The organism is Micromonospora matsumotoense (assembly GCF_050951065.1).
Taxonomy (GTDB): Bacteria; Actinomycetota; Actinomycetes; order Mycobacteriales; family Micromonosporaceae; genus Micromonospora; species Micromonospora matsumotoensis.
On sequence record NZ_CP192025.1, the window covers coordinates 1,910,245 to 1,930,262 of the forward strand.

15 protein-coding genes are annotated in these 20,018 nt (G+C 71.8%); 10 read left to right on the plus strand and 5 right to left on the minus strand.

The genetic code is table 11. The features are described 5' to 3' along the window. Nucleotides 1-6: 6 nt before the first annotated feature. Nucleotides 7-1,767, minus strand: a complete 1,761-nt coding sequence (locus ACQP1S_RS08720; RefSeq protein WP_091249766.1) for an ATP-binding protein — start codon at nucleotides 1,765-1,767, stop codon at nucleotides 7-9. Nucleotides 1,768-2,210: 443 nt separating this feature from the next. On the opposite strand from ACQP1S_RS08720, the gene ACQP1S_RS08725 reads away from it, so the two are divergent. Beyond that, nucleotides 2,211-3,752 carry a M4 family metallopeptidase gene (locus tag ACQP1S_RS08725; protein WP_432905010.1) on the plus strand — a complete coding sequence of 514 codons (1,542 nt, stop codon included), beginning with the start codon at nucleotides 2,211-2,213 and terminating at the stop codon, nucleotides 3,750-3,752. Between the two features lie 133 nt (nucleotides 3,753-3,885). Here the strand turns inward: ACQP1S_RS08725 and ACQP1S_RS08730 are convergent, their stop codons facing one another. Next, nucleotides 3,886-4,671, minus strand: a complete 786-nt coding sequence (locus tag ACQP1S_RS08730; protein WP_432905013.1) for a pyrimidine reductase family protein — start codon at nucleotides 4,669-4,671, stop codon at nucleotides 3,886-3,888. A gap of 150 nt (nucleotides 4,672-4,821) precedes the next feature. Between ACQP1S_RS08730 and ACQP1S_RS08735 the strand changes: the two genes are divergently transcribed. From ACQP1S_RS08735 to ACQP1S_RS08760, 6 genes are all read left to right on the plus strand, one after another. After that, nucleotides 4,822-5,367, plus strand: coding sequence for a plasmid pRiA4b ORF-3 family protein (locus tag ACQP1S_RS08735; protein ID WP_432905016.1), 546 nt, complete (start codon nucleotides 4,822-4,824; stop codon nucleotides 5,365-5,367). A 261-nt stretch (nucleotides 5,368-5,628) separates the two neighbouring features. Then, complete coding sequence (locus ACQP1S_RS08740; RefSeq protein WP_091249779.1) at nucleotides 5,629-6,921, plus strand: ABC transporter substrate-binding protein; 1,293 nt, start codon at nucleotides 5,629-5,631, stop codon at nucleotides 6,919-6,921. 115 nt (nucleotides 6,922-7,036) lie between these two features. Continuing rightward, entirely contained in the window at nucleotides 7,037-8,005 is a 969-nt protein-coding gene (locus ACQP1S_RS08745) for a carbohydrate ABC transporter permease (protein ID WP_091249782.1), read from the plus strand. A gap of 10 nt (nucleotides 8,006-8,015) precedes the next feature. After that, nucleotides 8,016-8,858: a carbohydrate ABC transporter permease gene (locus ACQP1S_RS08750; protein ID WP_091249786.1), complete on the plus strand. Its 843-nt coding sequence runs from the start codon at nucleotides 8,016-8,018 to the stop codon at nucleotides 8,856-8,858. Then, nucleotides 8,855-10,288: a GH1 family beta-glucosidase gene (locus ACQP1S_RS08755; protein ID WP_432905021.1), complete on the plus strand. Its 1,434-nt coding sequence runs from the start codon at nucleotides 8,855-8,857 to the stop codon at nucleotides 10,286-10,288. Before ACQP1S_RS08750 ends, ACQP1S_RS08755 begins: the two co-directional genes overlap by 4 nt. Before the next feature lie 91 nt (nucleotides 10,289-10,379). Continuing rightward, nucleotides 10,380-11,426, plus strand: a complete 1,047-nt coding sequence (locus ACQP1S_RS08760) for a LacI family DNA-binding transcriptional regulator (protein WP_091249793.1) — start codon at nucleotides 10,380-10,382, stop codon at nucleotides 11,424-11,426. A 242-nt stretch (nucleotides 11,427-11,668) separates the two neighbouring features. On the opposite strand, the gene ACQP1S_RS08765 is transcribed toward ACQP1S_RS08760, so the two are convergent. After that, entirely contained in the window at nucleotides 11,669-12,880 is a 1,212-nt protein-coding gene (locus tag ACQP1S_RS08765; RefSeq protein WP_432905024.1) for an acyl-CoA dehydrogenase family protein, read from the minus strand. Then, nucleotides 12,880-13,977 carry a phosphotransferase family protein gene (locus ACQP1S_RS08770; protein ID WP_432905027.1) on the minus strand — a complete coding sequence of 366 codons (1,098 nt, stop codon included), beginning with the start codon at nucleotides 13,975-13,977 and terminating at the stop codon, nucleotides 12,880-12,882. Before ACQP1S_RS08770 ends, ACQP1S_RS08765 begins: the two co-directional genes overlap by 1 nt. Before the next feature lie 151 nt (nucleotides 13,978-14,128). Between ACQP1S_RS08770 and ACQP1S_RS08775 the strand changes: the two genes are divergently transcribed. Both ACQP1S_RS08775 and ACQP1S_RS08780 read left to right on the plus strand, forming a co-directional pair. After that, nucleotides 14,129-14,830, plus strand: coding sequence for an amino acid-binding protein (locus ACQP1S_RS08775; protein ID WP_357896941.1), 702 nt, complete (start codon nucleotides 14,129-14,131; stop codon nucleotides 14,828-14,830). A gap of 89 nt (nucleotides 14,831-14,919) precedes the next feature. Beyond that, complete coding sequence (locus ACQP1S_RS08780; protein WP_091249806.1) at nucleotides 14,920-16,044, plus strand: GNAT family N-acetyltransferase; 1,125 nt, start codon at nucleotides 14,920-14,922, stop codon at nucleotides 16,042-16,044. A 205-nt stretch (nucleotides 16,045-16,249) separates the two neighbouring features. Here the strand turns inward: ACQP1S_RS08780 and ACQP1S_RS08785 are convergent, their stop codons facing one another. Beyond that, nucleotides 16,250-16,654, minus strand: coding sequence for a VOC family protein (locus tag ACQP1S_RS08785; RefSeq protein WP_357896937.1), 405 nt, complete (start codon nucleotides 16,652-16,654; stop codon nucleotides 16,250-16,252). Between the two features lie 290 nt (nucleotides 16,655-16,944). Between ACQP1S_RS08785 and ACQP1S_RS08790 the strand changes: the two genes are divergently transcribed. After that, a complete protein-coding gene (locus ACQP1S_RS08790) occupies nucleotides 16,945-19,905 on the plus strand; it encodes a glycoside hydrolase family 9 protein (protein ID WP_432905032.1) in 2,961 nt (986 codons plus the stop codon). Nucleotides 19,906-20,018 lie beyond the last annotated feature (113 nt).

A 20,018-nucleotide genomic window follows, 5' to 3' on the forward strand; every position in this document is an offset into this window, starting at 1 on the left:
AGCCCCCTAGAACGGGATGTCGTCGTCGGCGCCGCCCGAGCCGACCACGGCGAACGGGTCGATCGAGCCGGTGATCGAGCGCAGCGTCTCCGACGGGGCCCGGCCGGCCTCGGAGACCCGGGTCGCCCAGGCCGGGAAGGGGAACTCCAGGCAGAGCGGGACCGGGATGTCCGGCTGGTTGACGAACATCGTGCCCGGCTTGGCCAGCAGGGCGCGTTGCCGTTGGGCGGGTGGCAGGAAGCCGTACTCCGGGCGGGACGCCTCGGCCGGGTCGAGCCGGCCGACCACCCGGATCGCCGAGTTGGTGACGATCCGCCGCTCCACCTCGCTCGCCGTCTGTTGCGCGCCGACCAGGATCACCCCGAGCGAACGGCCCCGCTCGGCGATGTCGAGCAGCACCTCCTTGATCGGGGAGGAGCCCTCGCGCGGGGCGTACTTGTTCAGCTCGTCGAGGACGACGAAGAGCAGCGGCTTGGCGGTGCCGGCCTTCTCCTTGCGCTCGAACTCGCCGCGCAGCGTCACGCCGACCACGAAGCGCTGCGCGCGGTCCGGCAGGTTGTGCAGGTCGACCACGGTGACCTGGGCGCTCTCGGCGGTGTTGATCGAGTGCGGGCGGCGGGTGGCCAGGTCGCCCCGGATCAGCCGGCCCAGGTCCTTCTTGCTGCCGATCAGCCGGCGAGCGAAGGCGTTGACGGTGCCCAGGCCGACCGCGCTGCCCGCCCAGTCGCCCCGGGTCTCGTCGTCGTTGAGCTGCTCGACGACGTGGTCGACCAGGTCGGCGTAGGAGCCGAGGCGCACCCCGTCGACGCTGACCCCACCGTCGGCGGGCTGGGCGTAGCGGGCCAGGTGGGCGGTGACCGAGTGGACCACCATCGTGTACTGCTGGCGCTCGTCGTCGGCGTCGGCGAAGACGTAGGGCAGGAGGCGGTCGGCGCAGAACTCGCTGAGCGTCCAGTAGAAGGCGTCGACGCCGGTGAGCCGGCTGCTCACGTCGGGGGTGCCGGAGGCGTCGCCGACCCGGGGCGGGGCGTACACCCGCACGTCGGGGAAGGCCCCGGCGGCCAGCCCCAGCTTGGCGTACGCGGCCCGGGTGGGATCGTCGAGCCGGGCGTTGGGGTGGTCGAGGAAGAGCAGGTCCTCGCCCTTGACGTTGAAGATCAGCGCCTTGGCGTTGACGGCGTCCCCGCCGAGCACCCCGGAGCGGAAGACCGAGTAGAGCAGGAAGGTGGCGAAGCTGGTCTTGGTGGCCACCCCGGAGATGCCGGAGATCGACACGTGCGCACCCCGACTGCCGTCGAGGAAGTCGGCGTTGAGATAGACGGGGACGCCGTCGCGGCCCATCCCCATCGGGATCCGCCGCTCCATCCGGTCGAAGTGCAGCGCGCGGGCCCGGGCGTCGCCCTCGGCCCGGTAGACCGTGGCGCCCGGCGCGGGTGGCACGTACAGCTCGGGGTCGACCCGGGTGGTGGTGATCTCGGCGGCCTCCTGCACCTGGGCGGGGAGGGTGCCGTCGGCGATGGCGAAGACGTCCGACTCGAACTGGGCGCCCTCGTGCCGGGCCCGGACCTGGGTGACCACCCCGGCGATGGTGACCGGCTCCCGGTCGGGCAGGTCGCGGCGGGTGACCACCACGTCGTCGAGCTGCAGGTAGCTGCCCGGCGAGACGGCCGTCCAGAACTGCAACGGGGTGGCGTCGGCGGTGCCGAGCACCCGGCCGACGGGCTCGCCGGGGCTGTCGATCCGGCCGTCGGTCCGGTCGTCGGTCATCCGCGGGCTCCGGTCAGCTGGTCGTCTCGGTCAGGGCGCACGACCTGCATCCTGCCCGAGGAGTGCGACAGGTTGCCACGCGACGCGGCGGAGGCCACCGGCGGGCGGCCGGTCCGGGCCCGCCCGGGGCGCACCGGACCCCGATTCGGTGACCCGCAGGGATCGGGGTGTCACCGTCGGTCGAGAAGTTGGCCGCGGGTGGCGTCGTTTCGGCAGGTGGCGGGGGGTGACGGAAATACCCCGAAAAAAACTCGGGCCAAGGCGTGACAGAAGAGGTCCGGTTGGGCTGAGAATAGCCACAGCCGATATCGAGGATCTTCTGTCCTTCGATGCCGGTCGCCACGTCCGTAACCTGCGGACATCTGGCTGGCCCGCGGTCCCTCACCGTCGGGTCACCGTCAGTCGGCACCCCCCCCGACTGTCCCTGTGGAGGCAGAACCCCCATGCGCCGAACCCCCCTGATGAGCGGCCTCGCCACGGCCGCTCTCCTGGCCACCGTCGTCACGGTGCCCACCGCGGCCACTGCCGCGCCCGCCGGCTCCGCCGACCCGTTCACCCGCGCCGTCGCCCAGCTCAAGGCCCACTCCGGTGCCGGCCTCGCCGCCGACGGGCAGACGTTCACCCCGCGCACCGTGGTGACCGACGCCGACGGCACCGAGCACGTCCGGCTCAACCGCTACTCCGACGGCCTGCCCGTCCTCGGCGGCGACCTGGTCGTCCACCTCGGCAAGGGCGACTCCTGGCGCGGCGCGACCCACCGCCTCGCCAACGCTCCGCAGCGCGCCCCGAAGGCCAAGCTCAGCGAGGCCGCCGCCGGCAAGATCGCCTATGCCGCGTCGACCGCCACCGGCCGTGCGGTCGCCGGCGCGCAGCTCGTCTTCGACGCCGGCGACACCGCGACCACCCTCGCCTACGAGGTGGTGGTGGGCGGCACGCACGCCGACGGCACCCCGAGCGAGCTGCACGTGCTGGTGGACGCCACCACCGGCGCGGTCCGCGACTCGTGGGAGGGGGTGCAGCGTGAGGGCACCGGCAACACCTACCACTCGGGCACGGTCTCGGTGGGCAGCAACCTCTCCGGCAGCACCTACCAGCTCGCCGACCCGGCCCGGGGCAACCACCGCACCTACGACCTCAACGGCAGGACCAGCGGCACCGGCACTCTGGTCACCAGCACCAACAACGTGTTCGGCAACGGCAGCCTGACCAACCGGCAGACCGCCGCCGCCGACGCCGCCTTCGGCGCGCAGAAGACCTGGGACTACTACAAGAGCGCGCACGGCCGCAACGGCATCCGCAACGACGGTGTCGGCGCGTACAGCCGGGTGCACTACAGCAGCAACTACGCCAACGCGTTCTGGTCCGACTCCTGCTTCTGCATGACCTACGGCGACGGCGGCTCCGGCTGGTACCCGCTGACCTCGCTCGACGTGGCCGGGCACGAGATGACCCACGGGGTCACCAGCAACACCGCCGGGCTGCGCTACAGCGGCGAGTCCGGTGGCCTCAACGAGGCCACCAGCGACATCTTCGGCACCCTGGTCGAGTTCTACGCGGCCAGCGCCAAGGACCCGGGTGACTACCTGATCGGCGAGAAGCTGCGCAGCTCCGGCGTGCCGCTGCGCTACATGGACAAGCCCTCCAAGGACGGCAAGTCGGCGGACTGCTGGAGCAGCTCGGTCGGCGGCCTGGACGTGCACTACTCCTCGGGCGTGGCGAACCACTTCTTCTACCTGCTCGCCGTGGGCAGCGGCACCTCGTCGTACGGCACCAGCACGACCTGCAACGGCACCACCGTCGCCGGCATCGGCAACACCAAGGCCGGGGCGATCTGGTACCGGGCGCTGACCCGCTACATGACCACCACCACCAACTACAAGGGCGCCCGCACCGCGACCCTGTCGGCCGCCACCGACCTGTACGGCGCCACCAGCACCGAGTACAAGACGGTCGCCGCCGCCTGGGCGGCCGTGAGCGTCAGCTGATCCCGGTCCGGCGGCGACGGCTCCTTCTCCGTCGCCGCCGGACCGTCGCGTTCGTCGCGGGGGCGTGGGCACACCGACCGGGTGGGTCCACGCCCTTCGCCGTGACCGGGCCCCGCCCGCGCGGGCGGGGGCCTCAGCCGGTGGGCGCGGTCCCGGCGGGCGGCGGACCGGGCGCGTCGCGGGCGTAGCGCAGCATGAGTACGCCGTCCCCGGCGGCCAGCGCGTGCCGTAGCGGCAGCGCCCGGGGCGGGCTGTCCGGGCCGGCCGTGATCCGTCCCGGCGCGGCCCCGGCCAGCAGCGGGGCGACGGTCAGGCAGAGTTCGTCGACGAGGTCGGCCGAGGTGAGCGCGCCGAACAGGTGCGGACCGCCCTCGCAGAGCAGCTGACCCAGCCCCCGTCGGCGCAGCGCGGCCAGGCCGGCGACGAGGTCGACGGTGTCCCGGCCCACCCGGACCAGGTCGACGGCGTCGGTGAGGCCGGGCGGCGCGACGGCCGTCTCGGTGGTCAGCACCACCGGGCGCACCGGCGCGTCGGCGAAGGCGGCCTGCGCCGGGTCGAGCCGCAGCGACCCGGAGACGACCGCCAGCGTCGGGTACTCGGCCAGCCCGTGCGCGCGTCGCCAGGCCCGCCGCGGCGCGTTCAGCCGGATCGCCCGGTAGCCCTCGTGCCGCAGCGTGCCGGCGGCCACCAGCAGCCCGTCGCAGAGCATCCGGAGCAGCCCGAACACCCGCTTGTCCGGTGCCCCGGAGAGCCCGGCGGAGTAGCCGTCCAGGCTGACCGCGCCGTCGGCGCTGGTGACGAAGTTGACCCGCAACCGGGGGGTGTCGGCGCGGGCGTAGAGCGCGGTCAGTGCGGCGTCGTCCAGCGGACCGGCGGCCGGCGTGGGCCAGATCCGGGAGATCGGAATCCCGACGCTCATTCGCCGGCCGGACCGGTGACCGGCGGGGTGGGTGTGGGGGTACGGTGCTGGCAGTCGCACCACTTCCGGCCGGGGCAGTCGTCGTGCCGCCGCTGTCGGCACGCTCGGCAGATCATGCGGGCAGCCTATGCGGTGGGTGGAGGGGGCAGCATGCCACGTCAGATCTTCCAGCTGAAGGTGTCCCTCACCGGCGTCCGGCCGTCGATCTGGCGGCGGGTGCTGGTCCCCGGCGGCTACACCCTCGACCGGCTGCACCGGGTGGTGCAGCACGCCATGGGCTGGCGGGACTGTCACCTGCACTCGTTCGAGATCGACGGCGTACCGTACGGCGAACCCGACCCGCACGCCGAGCCGGCGGTCCGCGACGAGCTGGACACCCGGCTGGACGCGGTGGCCGGCAAGGACAGCCGGTTCGGTTACCTCTACGACTTCGGCGACTGGTGGGAGCACGAACTGGTGGTGGAGGACGTTCTCGCCGCCGACCCGGACGAGCGTTATCCGTGCTGCCCGGAGGGGGCGCGGGCGGGCCCACCGGAGGGGGTCGGCGGCCCCGCCGGGCAGGTGCTGCTGCTGGCCGCGCTGGCCGATCCGGCCCACCCGGAGCACACCACGATGCGGGATTGGGTCGGCCCCTGGTACGACCCGTCGGTCTTCGACCCAGGTCGGACGACCACCCTGCTGCGCCGCTTCTGCTGATCCCTGCCGGCCCGTCGGCGTGCGCCGGTCATCAGGTCGAGTGAGATAAACGCCATAGCTGGTAACGATCTGGGAACGCTCCCAACGGTCTATTGACACCCCCGACACCTCCCGGCAATCTCATGGGAGCGTTCCCAAGGGCGTGGTGCGGATCACCCGTGGCCACCTCCGACCGACCGGCGGCAGACGTCGGACCGGCCCGGGACATGCGGCAGCACCCCCACCACACCCACCCAGCCTCACCATCGAAAAGGGGTCAGGATGAGCGTCACCACGCGGCGTACCCGCTTCGCGGTCGCCGCCCTGGCTGCGGTCACCGCCATCGGCGGTCTCGCGGCCTGCGGCAAGGACGACGACGCCAAGGAGTCCGGCGGCAAGCCCAGCAAGCTGGTCGTCGACACCTTCGGCGAGTTCGGATACGACGAGATCATCAAGCAGTACGAGAAGGACACCGGCATCAAGGTGGAGCTGCGCAAGACCGCGCAGCTCAACGAGTACCGGCCGAAGGTGGTCCGGGCGCTCGCCACCGGCAAGGGCGCGGCGGACGTGACCGCGCTCGAAGAGGGCATCCTCAACGAGTTCAAGACCAACCCGGCCAACTGGGCCGACCTGGCCCCGCTGGTGGCCGACCACAGCAAGGAATACCTGCCGTGGAAGTGGGAGCTGGGCAAGGCGGCCGACGGTCGGCTGATCGGCCTGCCCACCGACGTCGGCAGCCTTGGGGTCTGCTACCGCAAGGACCTGTTCGCCGCGGCCGGCCTGCCGACCGAGCGGGACCAGGTGGCGGCGCTCTGGCCGGACTGGAACGCCTTCATCGAGACCGGCAAGAAGTACCGGCAGGCCACCAACAAGGGCCTGATCGACTCGGCCACCACCGCGGCCAGCGCGGTCATGGTGCAGCAGGGCGGTGACCTGTTCTACGACAAGGAGGACAACGTCATCGCCGACAAGAGCGCCGCGGTGAAGACCGCGTGGGACACCGCGGTCGCGATGTCGGACGCGAAGATCTCCGCGAAGAGCGCCACCTGGTCGCCCGAGTGGTCGGCCGGCTTCAAGCAGGGCACCTTCGCGGCCACCTTCTGCCCGTCGTGGATGCTCGGTATCGTCGCCGACAACTCCGGCCCGGAGAACAAGGGCAAGTGGGACCTGGCGCCGGTTCCCGGCGGTGCGGGCAACTGGGGCGGCTCCTGGCTGGCCGTGCCGGCCCAGAGCAAGTTCCCCAAGGAGGCGGCGAAGCTCGCCGAGTACCTGACCAACGCGAAGAGCCAGGTCGAGGCGTTCAAGCTCAAGGGCCCGCTGCCGACCAACCTCGAGGCGCTGAAGAACCCGGACTTCACCGGCTACACCAACGAGTACTTCAGCGGCGCGCCGACCGGCAAGATCTTCGGTGAGAGCGTCGAGAAGATCCAGCCGCTGCACCTCGGCCCGAAGCACCAGGCGATCAAGGAGAACGCGTTCGAGCCGGCGCTGCGCTCGTACGAGAACGGGCAGTCCCCCAAGGACAAGGCCTGGGAGCAGTTCCTCAAGGACGCCAAGACCCAGGGCGCCTTCTGATCACTGCACCACCACCGGCGGTGGCGTCCGGGCATGTCCCGGGCGCCACCAAAGGCGTCCCGTTCCACGTACCGCCCGCCTCACCGGCCCCGCCGGAGCCGGGAAAGGACCCCGCATGAGCCTCTCGGCCACGACGGCGCCGCCGTCGCCCAGCGCACCACCCCCCACACCTCCCCGGCGGCGCAGCCGGGCGATCACCCTGAACCGCCTCGACCTGAAGCTCTCGCCCTACCTCTACATCGCCCCGTTCTTCGTGATCTTCGGCATCTTCGGGTTCTACCCGATGCTGCGCACCGCGTGGATGTCGCTGCACGACTGGAACCTCATCGGTGACCACAGCTTCATCGGGTTCGACAACTACACCCGGCTGTTCGGCGACGAGTACTTCTGGAACGCCACGATCAACACGTTCGGCATCTTCATCCTGTCGACGATCCCGCAGCTGCTCCTGGCGCTCTTCCTGGCCACCATGCTCAACCGCACCTTCCTGCGGGCCCGGACGCTGTTCCGGATGGCCATCTTCATGCCCAACGTGGTCTCCGTCGCCGCCGTGGCGATCGTCTTCGGCATGCTCTTCCAGCGTGACTTCGGCCTGATCAACTGGGTCCTCAGCCTGGTCGGGATCGACGCTGTCGACTGGGACGCCCAGAAGTGGAGCTCCTGGACGGCCATCGCCTCCATGGTCAACTGGCGGTGGACCGGCTACAACACCCTGATCCTGCTGGCCGGCATGCAGGCCATCCCGAAGGACCTCTACGAGGCCGCCGCGATCGACGGCGCCAACCAGTGGAAGCAGTTCTGGCGGATCACCCTGCCGATGCTGACCCCGACCTTCGTCTTCGTGGTCACCCTCTCCACGATCGGTGGGCTCCAGCTCTTCACCGAGCCGCTGGTCTTCGGCAACGGCAACATCATCGGTGGCGACCAGCGCGAGTTCCAGACCCTGGCGATGTACATGTACGAACTCGGTATCGAGAACCTCAGCACCGCCGGCTACGGCGCTGCGGTGGCCTGGGCCATGTTCGTCATGATCGCCCTGGTCTCGCTGGTGAACTTCCTGCTCGTCCGCCGTTCGGTGAAGTGAGGACCGCGCCGTGAACAAGGCATCCCAGCGCCTCTGGCGCACCAGTCCGCTGCTCTACATCGCGCTCGTCGTCGCGGTGCTCTTCTCGGTCTACCCCTTCTACTACATGGTGGTCATCGCCACCCGTAGCCTCGACCAGATCAACGACGTGCCGCCGCCGTTCACCCCGGCCGGCGAGTTCGGCGCGAACTTCGGCCGGGTGCTCGACAACGACGCGGCGAACTTCCTCACCGGCCTGCTCAACTCCGTGATCGTCTCCGCCGTGGTCACGGTCTCGGTGGTGATCACCGGCTCGCTGGCCGGGTTCGCCTTCGCCAAGCTGCGGTTCCGGGGCCGCAACGCCCTGCTGCTGACGATCATCGTGACCATGATGATCCCGACCCAGCTCGGCCTGATCCCGCTCTGGGGCATGATCCAGGACCTCGGTTGGTACGACACCCTCCTCGCGGTGACCGTGCCCTTCCTGGTCAGCGCCTTCGGCGTGTTCATGATGCGGCAGTACGCCATCCAGGCCATCTCCGACGAGCTGATCGAGGCGGGGCGGGTCGACGGCGCCAGCACCTTCCGGATCTTCTGGAACATCGTGCTGCCGGCGCTGCGCCCCGCCGCCGCCGTGCTCGGCCTGCTCACCTTCATGGAGACCTGGAACTCCTATCTGTGGCCGTACGCCGTGCTCACCCCCGAGAACCCGACCCTGCAGGTGTCGCTGGCGTTCCTGTCCTACGCCTACTACACCGACTACTCGCAGGTGTTCGCCGCGACCGCCATCGGCACCGTGCCGTTGGTGATCGTGTTCATCGTGTTCGGCCGCCAGATCATCGGCGGCATCATGGAAGGCGCCGTCAAGTCGTGAGCAACCCGACCCACCCGCCCGCTGTCGGCGTACTCGACCAAGGGCCGGAACTGACCTTCCCGCCCGGCTTCCTGTGGGGCGCGGCGACCGCCGCGTACCAGATCGAGGGGGCGGCCGCCGAGGGTGGCCGGACCCCGTCGATCTGGGACACGTTCAGTCACACCGAGGGGCGGGTGGTTTCCGGGCACACCGGCGACGTGGCCTGCGACCACTACCACCGGATGCCCGACGACGTCCGGATGATGGCCGAGCTGGGCCTCAAGTCGTACCGGTTCTCGGTCTCCTGGCCCCGGGTGCAGCCCGGCGGCTCCGGGGCCGGCAACCAGCAGGGCCTGGACTTCTACCGGCGGCTCGTCGACGCACTGCTGGCCAACGGCATCGAACCGTGGCTCACCCTCTACCACTGGGACCTGCCCCAGCCGTTGGAGGACGCCGGCGGTTGGCCGGTCCGGGACACCGCCGGTCGGTTCGCCGACTACGCGTCCCTGGTCGCGGACGCCGTCGGTGACCGGGTGAAGTACTGGACCACGCTCAACGAGCCGTGGTGCTCGGCCTTCCTCGGCTACGGCTCCGGGGTGCACGCCCCCGGCCGCTCCGACGGGGCCGACTCGGTCCGGGCCGGGCACCACCTCATGCTCGGCCACGGTCTCGCCGTGCAGGCACTGCGGGCGACGCTGCCGCAGGCCCAGCTCGGTGTCACGGTCAACCTCTACCCGGTCACCCCGGCCAGCGACGCGCCCGCCGACGTCGACGCCGCCCGCCGGATCGACGGACTGGCCAACCGGTTCTTCCTCGACCCGCTGCTGCACGGGTCGTACCCGGCGGACCTGACCGCCGACCTGAGCGAGATCACCGACTTCGGCCACGTCCGCGACGGTGACCTGGAGATCATCTCCAGCCCGCTGGACCTGGTCGGCGTCAACTACTACAGCCGGCACGTGGTGGCCGCGCCGGTGCCCGGCGAGGAGCCGGACAAGTACTGGCGGGCCCCGTCCTGCTGGCCGGGCAGCGAGGACGTCCGGTTCGTCACCCGGGGCGTCCCGGTCACCGACATGGACTGGGAGATCGACGCCCCGGGCCTGGTGGAGACGCTGCGCCGGGTGCACGAGGAGTACACCGATCTGCCGATCTACGTCACCGAGAACGGCTCGGCGTTCGTCGACACGGTGCAGGACGGTCGGGTCGACGACGTCGACCGGTTGGCGTACTTCGACGCCCACCTGCGGGCCTCTCACGAGGCGATCGGTGCGGGTGTGCCCCTGCGGGGCTACTTCGCCTGGTCGCTGATGGATAATTTCGAGTGGGCCTGGGGTTACACCAAGCGCTTCGGGATGGTCTGGATCGACTACGACACCCAGGCCCGTATCCCCAAGTCCAGTGCCAGGTGGTACGCCGAGGTGATCCGACGCAACGGTCTGGCCGCACAATAGGCAGAGGCCAGCCAGCATTCCGGACGGCCCCGCCGCGCTGCCCGCCCCCGGGGGCGGACGGCGGGGACCGTCCGACGTCGGAGGAGAGACGATGACAACGCAACGCACCCGGTCACTCGGGCGCCCGACCCTCGACGCGGTCGCCGCCCGCGCGGGTGTCGGGCGGGGCACGGTCTCCCGGGTGGTCAACGGTTCGCCCCAGGTCAGCCCGGAGGCGCGGGCCGCCGTCCAGCAGGCCATCGCCGAACTGGGCTACGTCCCGAACCGGGCGGCGCGGGCACTGGTCACCCAGCGGACCGACTCGGTGGCCCTGGTGGTCTCCGAGTCGGGGGAGCGGGTCTTCACCGAGCCGTTCTTCGCCGGCATCGTCCGGGGCGTCAGCTCCGGCCTGCTGGAGACGCCACTGCAACTCTGGCTCGCCATGGTGCAGTCCCCGATCGAACGGGAACGGGTCGAGAACCACCTGACCAACCAGCACGTCGACGGGGTCCTGCTGCTGTCGCTGCACGACTCCGACCCGCTGCCCACCCTGTTGGAGGAGCGCGACCTGCCCACGGTGCTGGGCGGTCGGCCGGCCCGGATGCTGCGTCCCGGCGCCCGGCCGTCCTGGTTCGTCGACGCCGACAACGTCGGTGGCGCCCGCAAGGCCGTCGAGCACCTGGCCCGGCGGGGCCGGCGGCGGATCGCCACCATCGCCGGCACCCAGGACATGGGCGTCGGTCTGGCCCGGCTGGTGGGCTACCGGGAGGCGGTGGAGTCCACCGTCGGCATGCTCGACCCCCGCATGATCGCCTACGGTGACTTCAGCGAGGGCAGCGGCGCGGCCTGCATGCGGCGGCTGCTGGACGCCTGCCCCGACCTGGACGCGGTCTTCGTCGCCTCCGACCTGATGGCCTTCGGCGCGCTGCGCACGCTGCGCGAGGCAGGCCGTCGGGTGCCCGAGGACGTCGCGATCATCGGGTTCGACGACTCGCCGGTCGCCCAGCAGGCCGATCCGCCGCTGACCACGGTCTTCCAGCCGGTGGAGGAGATGGGCCGGCAGATGGCCCGACTGCTGGTGGCCCGGATCCGCGGCGACGAGATTCCCACCCCGCACGTCCTGCTGGACACCGAACTCATTCAGCGTGCCTCCACCTGAAGCGCTTCGACAGTTCGGGCCTCCACCGGAGGCCGTCGCCGCCCGGCCGGCGGCGCGTCCGGGTCGACAGTTGCGCAGTGCCGGCCCCGCCGCGGCGGACCGTCGCCCGGTCGGCGGTGCGTCCGGTCGGTGACTCCGCCCGTCACCGCCGGGTGGTGCGGCACGCGGCCCGGCGTCCCGCCTACCCCCGGGCCGGTGCTGCGTCCCGCCCACACCCGGGCCGGCGACCCGGCGGCCGGTGGTCAGGACCAGCGGCGCAGTTCCCGCTTGGCCAGGGACGACCGGTGCACCTCGTCGGGACCGTCGGCGAGGCGCAGGGTGCGCGCCTGGGCCCAGAGCCCGGCCAGCGGGGTGTCCTGACTGACCCCGGCGCCGCCGTACCCCTGGATCGCCTTGTCGATCACCCACTCGGCCATCGCCGGCGTGGCGATCTTGATGGCCTGGATCTCGGTGTGCGCGCCCTTGTTGCCGACCGTGTCCATCAGCCAGGCGGTCTTGAGCACCAGGAGCCGGGCCTGCTCGATCCGCACCCGGGACTCGGCGATCCACTCCCGGACCACGCCCTGCTCGGCCAACGGCCGGCCGAACGCGATCCGCTGGTTGGCCCGCCGGCAGAGCAGCTCCAGGGCCCGTTCGGCCATCCCGACCAGGCGCATGCAGTGGTGGATCCGGCCCGGTCCGAGCCGGGCCTGGGCGATGGCGAACCCGGCCCCCTCGACGCCGATCAGGTTCTCCGCCGGCACCCGTACGTCGGTGAAGTCGATCTCGGCGTGCCCGCCGTGCGGGGCGTCGGTGTAGCCGAAGACGGTCATGCCCCGCCGGACGTGCACCCCCGGGGTGTCCCGGGGCACCAGCACCATGCTCTGCTGGCGGTGCCGGTCGGCGCCCGGGTCGGTCTTGCCCATCACGATGAAGATCTCGCAGCGCGGGTCCATCGCCCCCGACGACCACCACTTGCGTCCGTTGATCACGTACTCGTCGCCGTCGCGGACGATCCGGGTGGCGATGTTGGTGGCGTCGGAGGAGGCCACCTCCGGCTCTGTCATGCAGAACGCCGAGCGGATCTCCCCGGCCAACAGGGGGGTGAGCCACCGTTCGCGCTGCGCCTCGGCACCGAACTCGGCCAGCAGCTCCATGTTGCCGGTGTCCGGCGCGGCGCAGTTGACCGCCTCGGGGGCCAGGTGCGGGCTGCGGCCGGTCAGCTCGGCGAGCGGGGCGTACTGGAGGTTGGTCAGCCCGGCGCCGTAGCGCGGATCGGGCAGGAAGAGGTTCCACAGGCCGCGTCGGCGTGCCTCGACCTTCAGCCCGTCGAGCACCGGGGACCGCGCCCACGGGTCACCCGCCGCCGCGACCTGCGCGGCGTGCACCGGCTCGGCCGGCAGGACGTACTCGTCCAGGAACGCGCCGAGCCGCTCGCGTAGTTCGACGGTGCGGTCGTCGTATCCGAAGTCCATCAGTTCTCCCCGACCGCGCGCAGACCGTGCTCGACCAGCGGCGTCACCATCTCGCCGATCCGGTCGAACCCACCGCCGAGGGTCTGCCCCAGGGTGTGCCGGTAGTGGATGCCCTCGCAGATCACCGCGAGCTTGAAACAACCGAGGGCCAGGTGCCAGTGCAGCGGCCCCACGTCGACGTCGCTGCGCCCGGCGTACCGGTCGATCAGCTCGGTGCCGGTGGGGAAGCCCGCGCGCGGCCCGAGCCCGTCGGCGACCGGGTTGCCCTCGGCGAGGTCACTGTCACCGAGCACGTCCCAGTAGGTCAGCAGCAGCCCGAGGTCGGCCAGCGGGTCGCCCAGGGTGGCCATCTCCCAGTCCAGCACCGCCCGCACCGACACCGGGCCGACCGTGGTGAGCAGGTTGTCCAGCCGGTAGTCGCCGTGCACGATCCGGCCGGCGTTGACCCCCTCGGGCACCGAGGCGGCCAGCGCGTCCCGCAGCTCGTCCACCCCGGGCAACTCCCGGCTGCGGGACCGGTCGAGCTGACCGGCCCAGCGCCGCACCTGCCGGCCCAGGTAGCCCTCGGGGCGACCGAAGTCGGCCAGCCCCACCTCGCCGGGGTCGACGGTGTGCAGCGCGGCGAGGGTGTCCATCATCGCCCAGGCCAGGTCACGGCGCTGCCCGTCGGTGAGCGGATCGGTCTGTGCCCGGGTGCGCAGCACCTCGCCCGGCACCCGCTGCATCAGATAGAACGGTGCGCCGATCACCGCCGGATCGGCGCAGAGCAGCAGCGCCTCGGGCACCGGCACGGCGGTCGGCGCGAGCGCGGCGATCACCCGGTGCTCGCGGGCCATGTCGTGCGCGGTGGCCAGCACGTGCCCCAGCGGTGGGCGACGCAGCACCACCTCGCGCCCACCACAGTGCAGCAGGTAGGTCAGGTTGGACTTGCCGCCGGTGATCAGGGTGGCCCGCAGCGGCCCGTCGGCCAGCTCCGGCCGGTGGGTGGCCAACCAACCGGCCAACCGGTCGAGATCCAGCCCGCGCGGAGCGTCGTGCGGCATCCGGCCGGCGGGGGACCCGCCGCCCTGGGACGCGTCGACGGCCGGCTCGGTCATCCGGATAGTTGATGGCAGGTCAGCCAGGTTGTCAAGGTCAGCAATTTTCCGCCGGGGACATGCCACGGCAACAGGGACGAAATGGTCAACCGGCAGGCTGGGAACAGCCTGCCGGCCGTGTGCGGTCGGCCCGCCGAGCGGAGGGACTGACATGTTGCTGAGAGTTCGGGTGACCCTGCCGGACCGGCCCGGGACACTCGGCCAGGTGGCCCGCACGCTCGGCGTCTCCGGTGCCGACATCGTCCAGGTCGTGGTGCTGGAACGGCTCGGCGGCCGGGCCGTCGACGACTTCACCGTGGTCTGGCCGGGCGCCGCCCGGGTCGAGGGGCTGCTCGCCGGTCTCGCCGCCATCCCCGGGGTACGCGTCGACGGGGTGTGGCGGGCGATCGGGGCACCGACCACCACGGGTCAGGACGCCGAACTGCTCGCCCAGGTGGCGGCGAACCCGACCGACGGGGTGGCCACCCTGGTCGACGCGGTACCCGGGCTGCTCGCCGCGGACTGGGCGGTGGCCGCCGTCGTGCCGGTCGACTGGGCCTCGCGGGCCGGTGGCGGTACGGCGACCATCGGTCACGCCAGCTGGCGGGCCCCGGAGCCGCCGCGGCTGCCCGAGGTGACCCCGCTGCGGGCCCGCACGCTGACCATGGCCGACGGCACGCACTACGCGATCGCGCCGTTCGGCCGGGCCGGGCTGGTGCTGGTGGTGGCCCGGGACCACACCGAGCCGCTGACCGCCGCCGGGTTCCACGCCACCGAGGTGGACCGGCTCGCCCAGTTGGTCCGGGCCAGCGCGGTGATCCTCGGCGACCGGCTCGACCTGGTCGGCCCCCGGGCGGTGACGACCGTCACCTGACCTGGACGAACGGTTGCCGGTGCGACACCGCCGGGCAACGCCACGGCAACAGGCCCCGGGCAGGCTTCGTGGTGGGGAAGGGAGTGGACATGGCGCTGTGGCGACTCAGGGCGACCGTGGACGACCGGCCGGGTTACCTGTCGGTCCTCACCGCGAGTCTCGCGCTGCGAGGGGTCAACATCCTCACCGTGCAGGTGCACACCACCGAGGTCGGCGCGGTCGACGACTTCCTCGTCGACGCGCCGGACGCGCTCGACGAGGCGGATCTGATCGCCGCCGTCGAGCGGGGACGGGGTCGGAACTGCTGGGTGGCGCGCAGCGAGGCGCGGGGCCTGGCCGACCAGCCGACCCGGGTGCTCGGGCTGGCCACCCGGTTGGTCGGCGACCCGGAACAGGCGGGTGAGGTGCTCCGGGCCACCCTCGGTGCGGATGAGGTGACCTGGCGGCCGACGGTCGCCACCGGGCACGACGCGGTGGGCACCACGACCATGCTGCTGACCGACCCGGCCGGCGGCTCGTACGAGCTGCGCCGGCAGGCGCCCAGCTTCACCCCGGCGGAGTACGCGCGGGCGCAGGCGCTTGTCGAGTTGGCGGCGGCGGTGGCCCGGCGGGGGGCCGACCGGGTGACCCTGATGCTGCCCGACGGGGCGGAGCTGACCATCCGGCCGGCGACCGCCGACGACCTGGCGGGCGTGGTGGAGTTGCACGAGGGCTGCTCGGCGCGCAGCCGGCAGCGGCGCTATCTGAGCGGGGCGGCGCTGCCGTCACCGACCCGGCTGCGTCGACTGCTCGAACCGGCCCGGGGGTTGACCCTGGTGGCGACGACGACCGGCTCCGGCGGGGCGGCGGAGTCGGTCGTCGCGCTGGCCAACCTGCTCGCCGAGGGCGACGAGGCGGAGGCGGCGCTGCTGGTCCGCGACGACTGGCAGCGGCGTGGCCTCGGCACCGCGCTGCTGCGCCGGCTGCTGACCCACGGCGAGCGGGTCGGATACGCGGCGCTGGTCCTGCACACCCAGGCGGAGAACACACCGATGGTCCGGACGCTGGCCCGGCTCGGCCGGCCTGCGGCGATCGAGCGGGACGGCACCCTGCTCACCATGACCGTCCCCCTGGTCGCCCCGGCGGGCGGCGGCCCGGTCACCGAGGGGACCGCCCGCCCCGGTGCGGCCGTGGGCGGCACCCGGTGGACGAGCCCGACCGGCGGGGCCTGCTGACCCCGCCGGAAACCGATACGTACCCGTACGCACCGGGCGGGGCTTTCCTTCCGGTGCCTGGCCGAACTCCGATGCGGAGGACGGTGGAGAGGCAGGGCCCCCGGTGCGGGGGCCCTGCCCATTTCCGGGTGCCGGCCGGCTGCGGACGTCGCGGCAGCAGCCGGGCGCGTACCTCGGGCCGGGCCGCCCGGCCACCGGGTGGCGGTCAGCCGAAGAAGGTGCCCGCCCGGCGGTGCCCGGAGACGCAGAACCGGTTCCCCTCGGTGTCGGCGAGGACGACGTACGGCAGTTGGCCGGGCTCCGGCTCGGTCGGGTAGTGCTGCCAGTCGACCCGTTCGGCACCCAGCTCGCGTAGCCGGTCGACCTCGTCGTCGAGGTCCCGGTCGCCCGCGTCCAGGTCGAGGTGGATGCGGGGGAACTCCGCCACCGGGCTCTTGCTGACGTCCATGGCCAGGGCCACTCCGGTGCTGCCGGGTGGCGGCTCCAGCACGATCCACTCGTCCTGCGGATAGCGGGGTGGGCGACGGACGTAACCGAGGGCCCCGGCCCAGAACCGGCCGGCGCGACGGTCGTCGGTCACCCCCAACGACACCTGCTCGATCATCGACATCGATCCAGGCTAGTCCGGTGGGCCGTCACCGGCAGGCCCGCCGTGGCCGCTCCGACCGGGGTCGGTGCGGGCCGGCCGGGGCAGGTGCGCGGGAGGCTACTTCCGGTGTCGACGGTGTTGGCCTCTTCACAAAACGATGACCGACCGATTACATTGGCGCACATCCATGGGAGCGCTCCCGCGCCTCCTTCGGGCTTACCACCACCCGCCTCCGGCGGCCCCACCAACCGCGACGCCCGTCCCCGCGTCCGGTGGGTGCCGCCGGAGGCACCACCGACAGGAGTCCCGTCATGCAGCACCCGAACCGGCCCGGCCGGTCGGGCGGGGGCCGACCTCGGCTCCGCCGCCTGCTCGCCGCCGGTGTCGCTCTGACCAGCGGCCTGGCCCTCGCCGTCAGCACGCTCCCGCTCACCGCCGGGGCCGCGCCCACCGCTGCCGAGCGCGCCGAGGTAGCCGGCACCGGCATGTTCAACTACCCCGAGGCGCTGCAGAAGTCGCTGCTGTTCTATGAGGCGCAGCAGTCCGGCAAGAAGCCGTCCTGGAACCGGGTCTCCTGGCGGGGCGACTCCGCGCTGACCGACGGCGCGGACGTCGGGGTGGACCTCACCGGTGGCTGGTACGACGCCGGTGACCACGTGAAGTTCGGCTTCCCGATGGCGTTCAGCGCCACCATGCTCGCCTGGGGCGCGGTCGAGTACCGCGACGGGTACGTCGCCTCCGGTCAGCTCACCCCGCTGTTGAACAACCTGCGCTTCGTCAACGACTACTTCATCAAGGCGCACCCCTCGGCGAACGTGCTGTACGGGCAGGTCGGCAAGGGCGACGACGACCACAAGTGGTGGGGTCCGGCCGAGGTGCTGCCGATGGCGCGGCCCGCGTACAAGATCGATGCGAGCTGTGGGGGCGCGGACCTGGCGGGGGAGACGGCGGCGGCGATGGCCGCGTCGTCGATGGTGTTCCGGCCCACCGACGCCGCGTACGCCGACAAGCTGCTCACCCACGCCAAGCAGCTCTACACGTTCGCCGACACGGTGCGGAAGAGCTACCACGAGTGCATCACCGACGCGACCAGCTTCTACAAGTCGTGGAGCGGCTATCAGGACGAGCTGGTCTGGGGGGCGATCTGGCTGCACCGGGCCACCGGCGACGCCGCCTACCTGACCAAGGCCGAGAGCGAGTACGACAAGCTCGGCACCGAGCCGCAGTCCACCACCCGGTCCTACAAGTGGACGATCGCCTGGGACAACAAGCAGTTCGGGGCGTACGTGCTGCTGGCCAACCTGACCGGCAAGCAGAAGTACGTCGACGACGCCAACCGGTGGCTCGACTACTGGACGGTCGGCATCAACGGCCAGAAGGTGCCCTACTCGCCGGGCGGGATGGCCGTCCTCGACTCCTGGGGCGCGCTGCGCTACGCCGCCAACACCAGCTTCGCGGCGCTGGTCTACAGCGACAAGACCACCGACGCCACCCGCAAGGCGCGGTTCCACGACTTCGCCGTCCGGCAGATCAACTACGCGCTCGGCGACAACCCACGTAAGTCCAGCTACGTGATCGGGTTCGGCGCCAACGCGCCGAAGAACCCGCACCACCGCACCGCGCACGGTTCCTGGTGGGACAGCCAGACGGTGCCGGTGGAGACCCGGCACGTGCTCTACGGCGCGCTGGTCGGCGGCCCGTCCTCGGCCAACGACGCCTACACCGACAGCCGGTCGGACTACGTGATGAACGAGGTGGCCACCGACTACAACGCCGGTTTCACCTCCGCGCTGGCCCGGCTCTCCCAGGAGTACGGCGGCACCCCGCTCGCCAACTTCCCCACCGCGGAGACCCCGGACATCGCCGAGCTGACCGTGGAGACCACGGTGATGCAGGCCGAGCCCCGGGCCACCGGGCTGAAGGCGGTCGTCTACAACAAGTCGGCGTTCCCGGCGCGGGCGCTGACCAACGGGAAGTTCCGCTACTACTTCCGCCCGGAGGGCAGCACCGCCGTCCAGGTCACCTCCGGCTACACCCAGGGGTGCCCGTCGCCGTCGACCGCCAAGCAGCTCTCCGGCGACATCTGGTACGTCGAGGTGGACTGCACCGGCTACCCGATCGCCCCGGCCGGGCAGTCGCAGCACCGGATGGAGGTGCAGTTCAAGATCGGCGTACCGGAGGGCGGCACCTGGGACCCGACCAACGACCCGTCCTACCAGGCGACCGCCGGCCCGAACCCGAAGGTGCCGTTGTACGCCGGGACCACCCGGGTCTGGGGTGACGAGCCGACCTCGACGCCGACGGACACCACCCCGCCCACCGTCCCCGGCACCCCGGTCGTCTCGGCGATCGGCCCCACCTCGGTCACGCTGACCTGGCCCGCGTCCACCGACACCGGCGGCAGCGGCCTGGCCGGCTACGACGTCGTGCACGAGACGGTCGGCAGCGACGTGGTGACGTCGCACCGCACCACCACCAACAGCCTGACCCTGACCAACCTCTCGCCGGCCAGGAACTACCGGTTCTCGGTCCTGGCCCGCGACGGCGCCGGCAACAGCTCGTTGTGGTCGTCGCCGCTCGCGGTGGCCACCCCGGCCGGCACCGGCTCGGACACCACCGGTCCGACCCCGCCCGGCACCCCGACCGCGTCGAACATCGGCACGAACGGGCTCACCCTGAGCTGGACGCCGTCCACCGACAACGTCGGGGTCCTCGCCTACCGGATCTACAAGACGTCCTGGCCGGCCCATCTCGTCGTGGCCACGGGCACCGGCACCACCCAGCAGGTGACCGGGCTGACGCCGGACACGTCGTACGGGTTCTACGTGGTGGCGGTGGACGCCGCCGGCAACCCGTCCACCCCGTCGAAGACGCTCACCGTGCGGACCCTGCCGGACACCACGACGCCGACCTCCACCCCGACTCCCACTCCCACCCCGACCACGCCCGCCTCGTCGTGCAAGGTCGGTTACACCACCACCGACTGGACCAGCGGTTTCACCGCGAGCATCAGCATCACCAACACCGGCACGACCGCGCTCAACGGTTGGAACCTGGCCTTCACCTTCCCCACCAGTGGACAGAAGGTCAGCCAGGGCTGGTCGGCGACGTTCGCCCAGACCGGTGCGGCGGTCACCGCGACCAGCATGAGCTACAACGGTGCGCTCGCCCCGGGTGCGTCCACCAGCATCGGGTTCAACGGCACCCACACCGGCAGCAACCCGAAGCCGACCGCCTTCACCCTCAACGGGGCCGCCTGCACGGTCTCCTGATCCTCGACGTGGCGTGGCCGGCACCGCACCCTGGGTGACCGGCCACGTCGCGTCGGGCCGTGCCGGCCAAAAATGTTCCGAAACTTTTCCGAAACATCTTTGTTCGGACCGGT

Bases quoted from the DNA above. Each gene is read 5' to 3' on its own strand.
- ACQP1S_RS08720 (WP_091249766.1), bottom strand. From the start codon at position 1,767: ATGACCGACGACCGGACCGACGGCCGGATCGACAGCCCCGGCGAGCCC.
- ACQP1S_RS08725 (WP_432905010.1), top strand. From the start codon at position 2,211: ATGCGCCGAACCCCCCTGATGAGCGGCCTCGCCACGGCCGCTCTCCTG.
- ACQP1S_RS08730 (WP_432905013.1), bottom strand. From the start codon at position 4,671: ATGAGCGTCGGGATTCCGATCTCCCGGATCTGGCCCACGCCGGCCGCC.
- ACQP1S_RS08735 (WP_432905016.1), top strand. From the start codon at position 4,822: ATGCCACGTCAGATCTTCCAGCTGAAGGTGTCCCTCACCGGCGTCCGG.
- ACQP1S_RS08740 (WP_091249779.1), top strand. From the start codon at position 5,629: ATGAGCGTCACCACGCGGCGTACCCGCTTCGCGGTCGCCGCCCTGGCT.
- ACQP1S_RS08745 (WP_091249782.1), top strand. From the start codon at position 7,037: ATGAGCCTCTCGGCCACGACGGCGCCGCCGTCGCCCAGCGCACCACCC.
- ACQP1S_RS08760 (WP_091249793.1), top strand. From the start codon at position 10,380: ATGACAACGCAACGCACCCGGTCACTCGGGCGCCCGACCCTCGACGCG.
- ACQP1S_RS08765 (WP_432905024.1), bottom strand. From the start codon at position 12,880: ATGGACTTCGGATACGACGACCGCACCGTCGAACTACGCGAGCGGCTC.
- ACQP1S_RS08770 (WP_432905027.1), bottom strand. From the start codon at position 13,977: ATGACCGAGCCGGCCGTCGACGCGTCCCAGGGCGGCGGGTCCCCCGCC.
- ACQP1S_RS08775 (WP_357896941.1), top strand. From the start codon at position 14,129: ATGTTGCTGAGAGTTCGGGTGACCCTGCCGGACCGGCCCGGGACACTC.
- ACQP1S_RS08780 (WP_091249806.1), top strand. From the start codon at position 14,920: ATGGCGCTGTGGCGACTCAGGGCGACCGTGGACGACCGGCCGGGTTAC.
- ACQP1S_RS08785 (WP_357896937.1), bottom strand. From the start codon at position 16,654: ATGTCGATGATCGAGCAGGTGTCGTTGGGGGTGACCGACGACCGTCGC.
- ACQP1S_RS08790 (WP_432905032.1), top strand. From the start codon at position 16,945: ATGCAGCACCCGAACCGGCCCGGCCGGTCGGGCGGGGGCCGACCTCGG.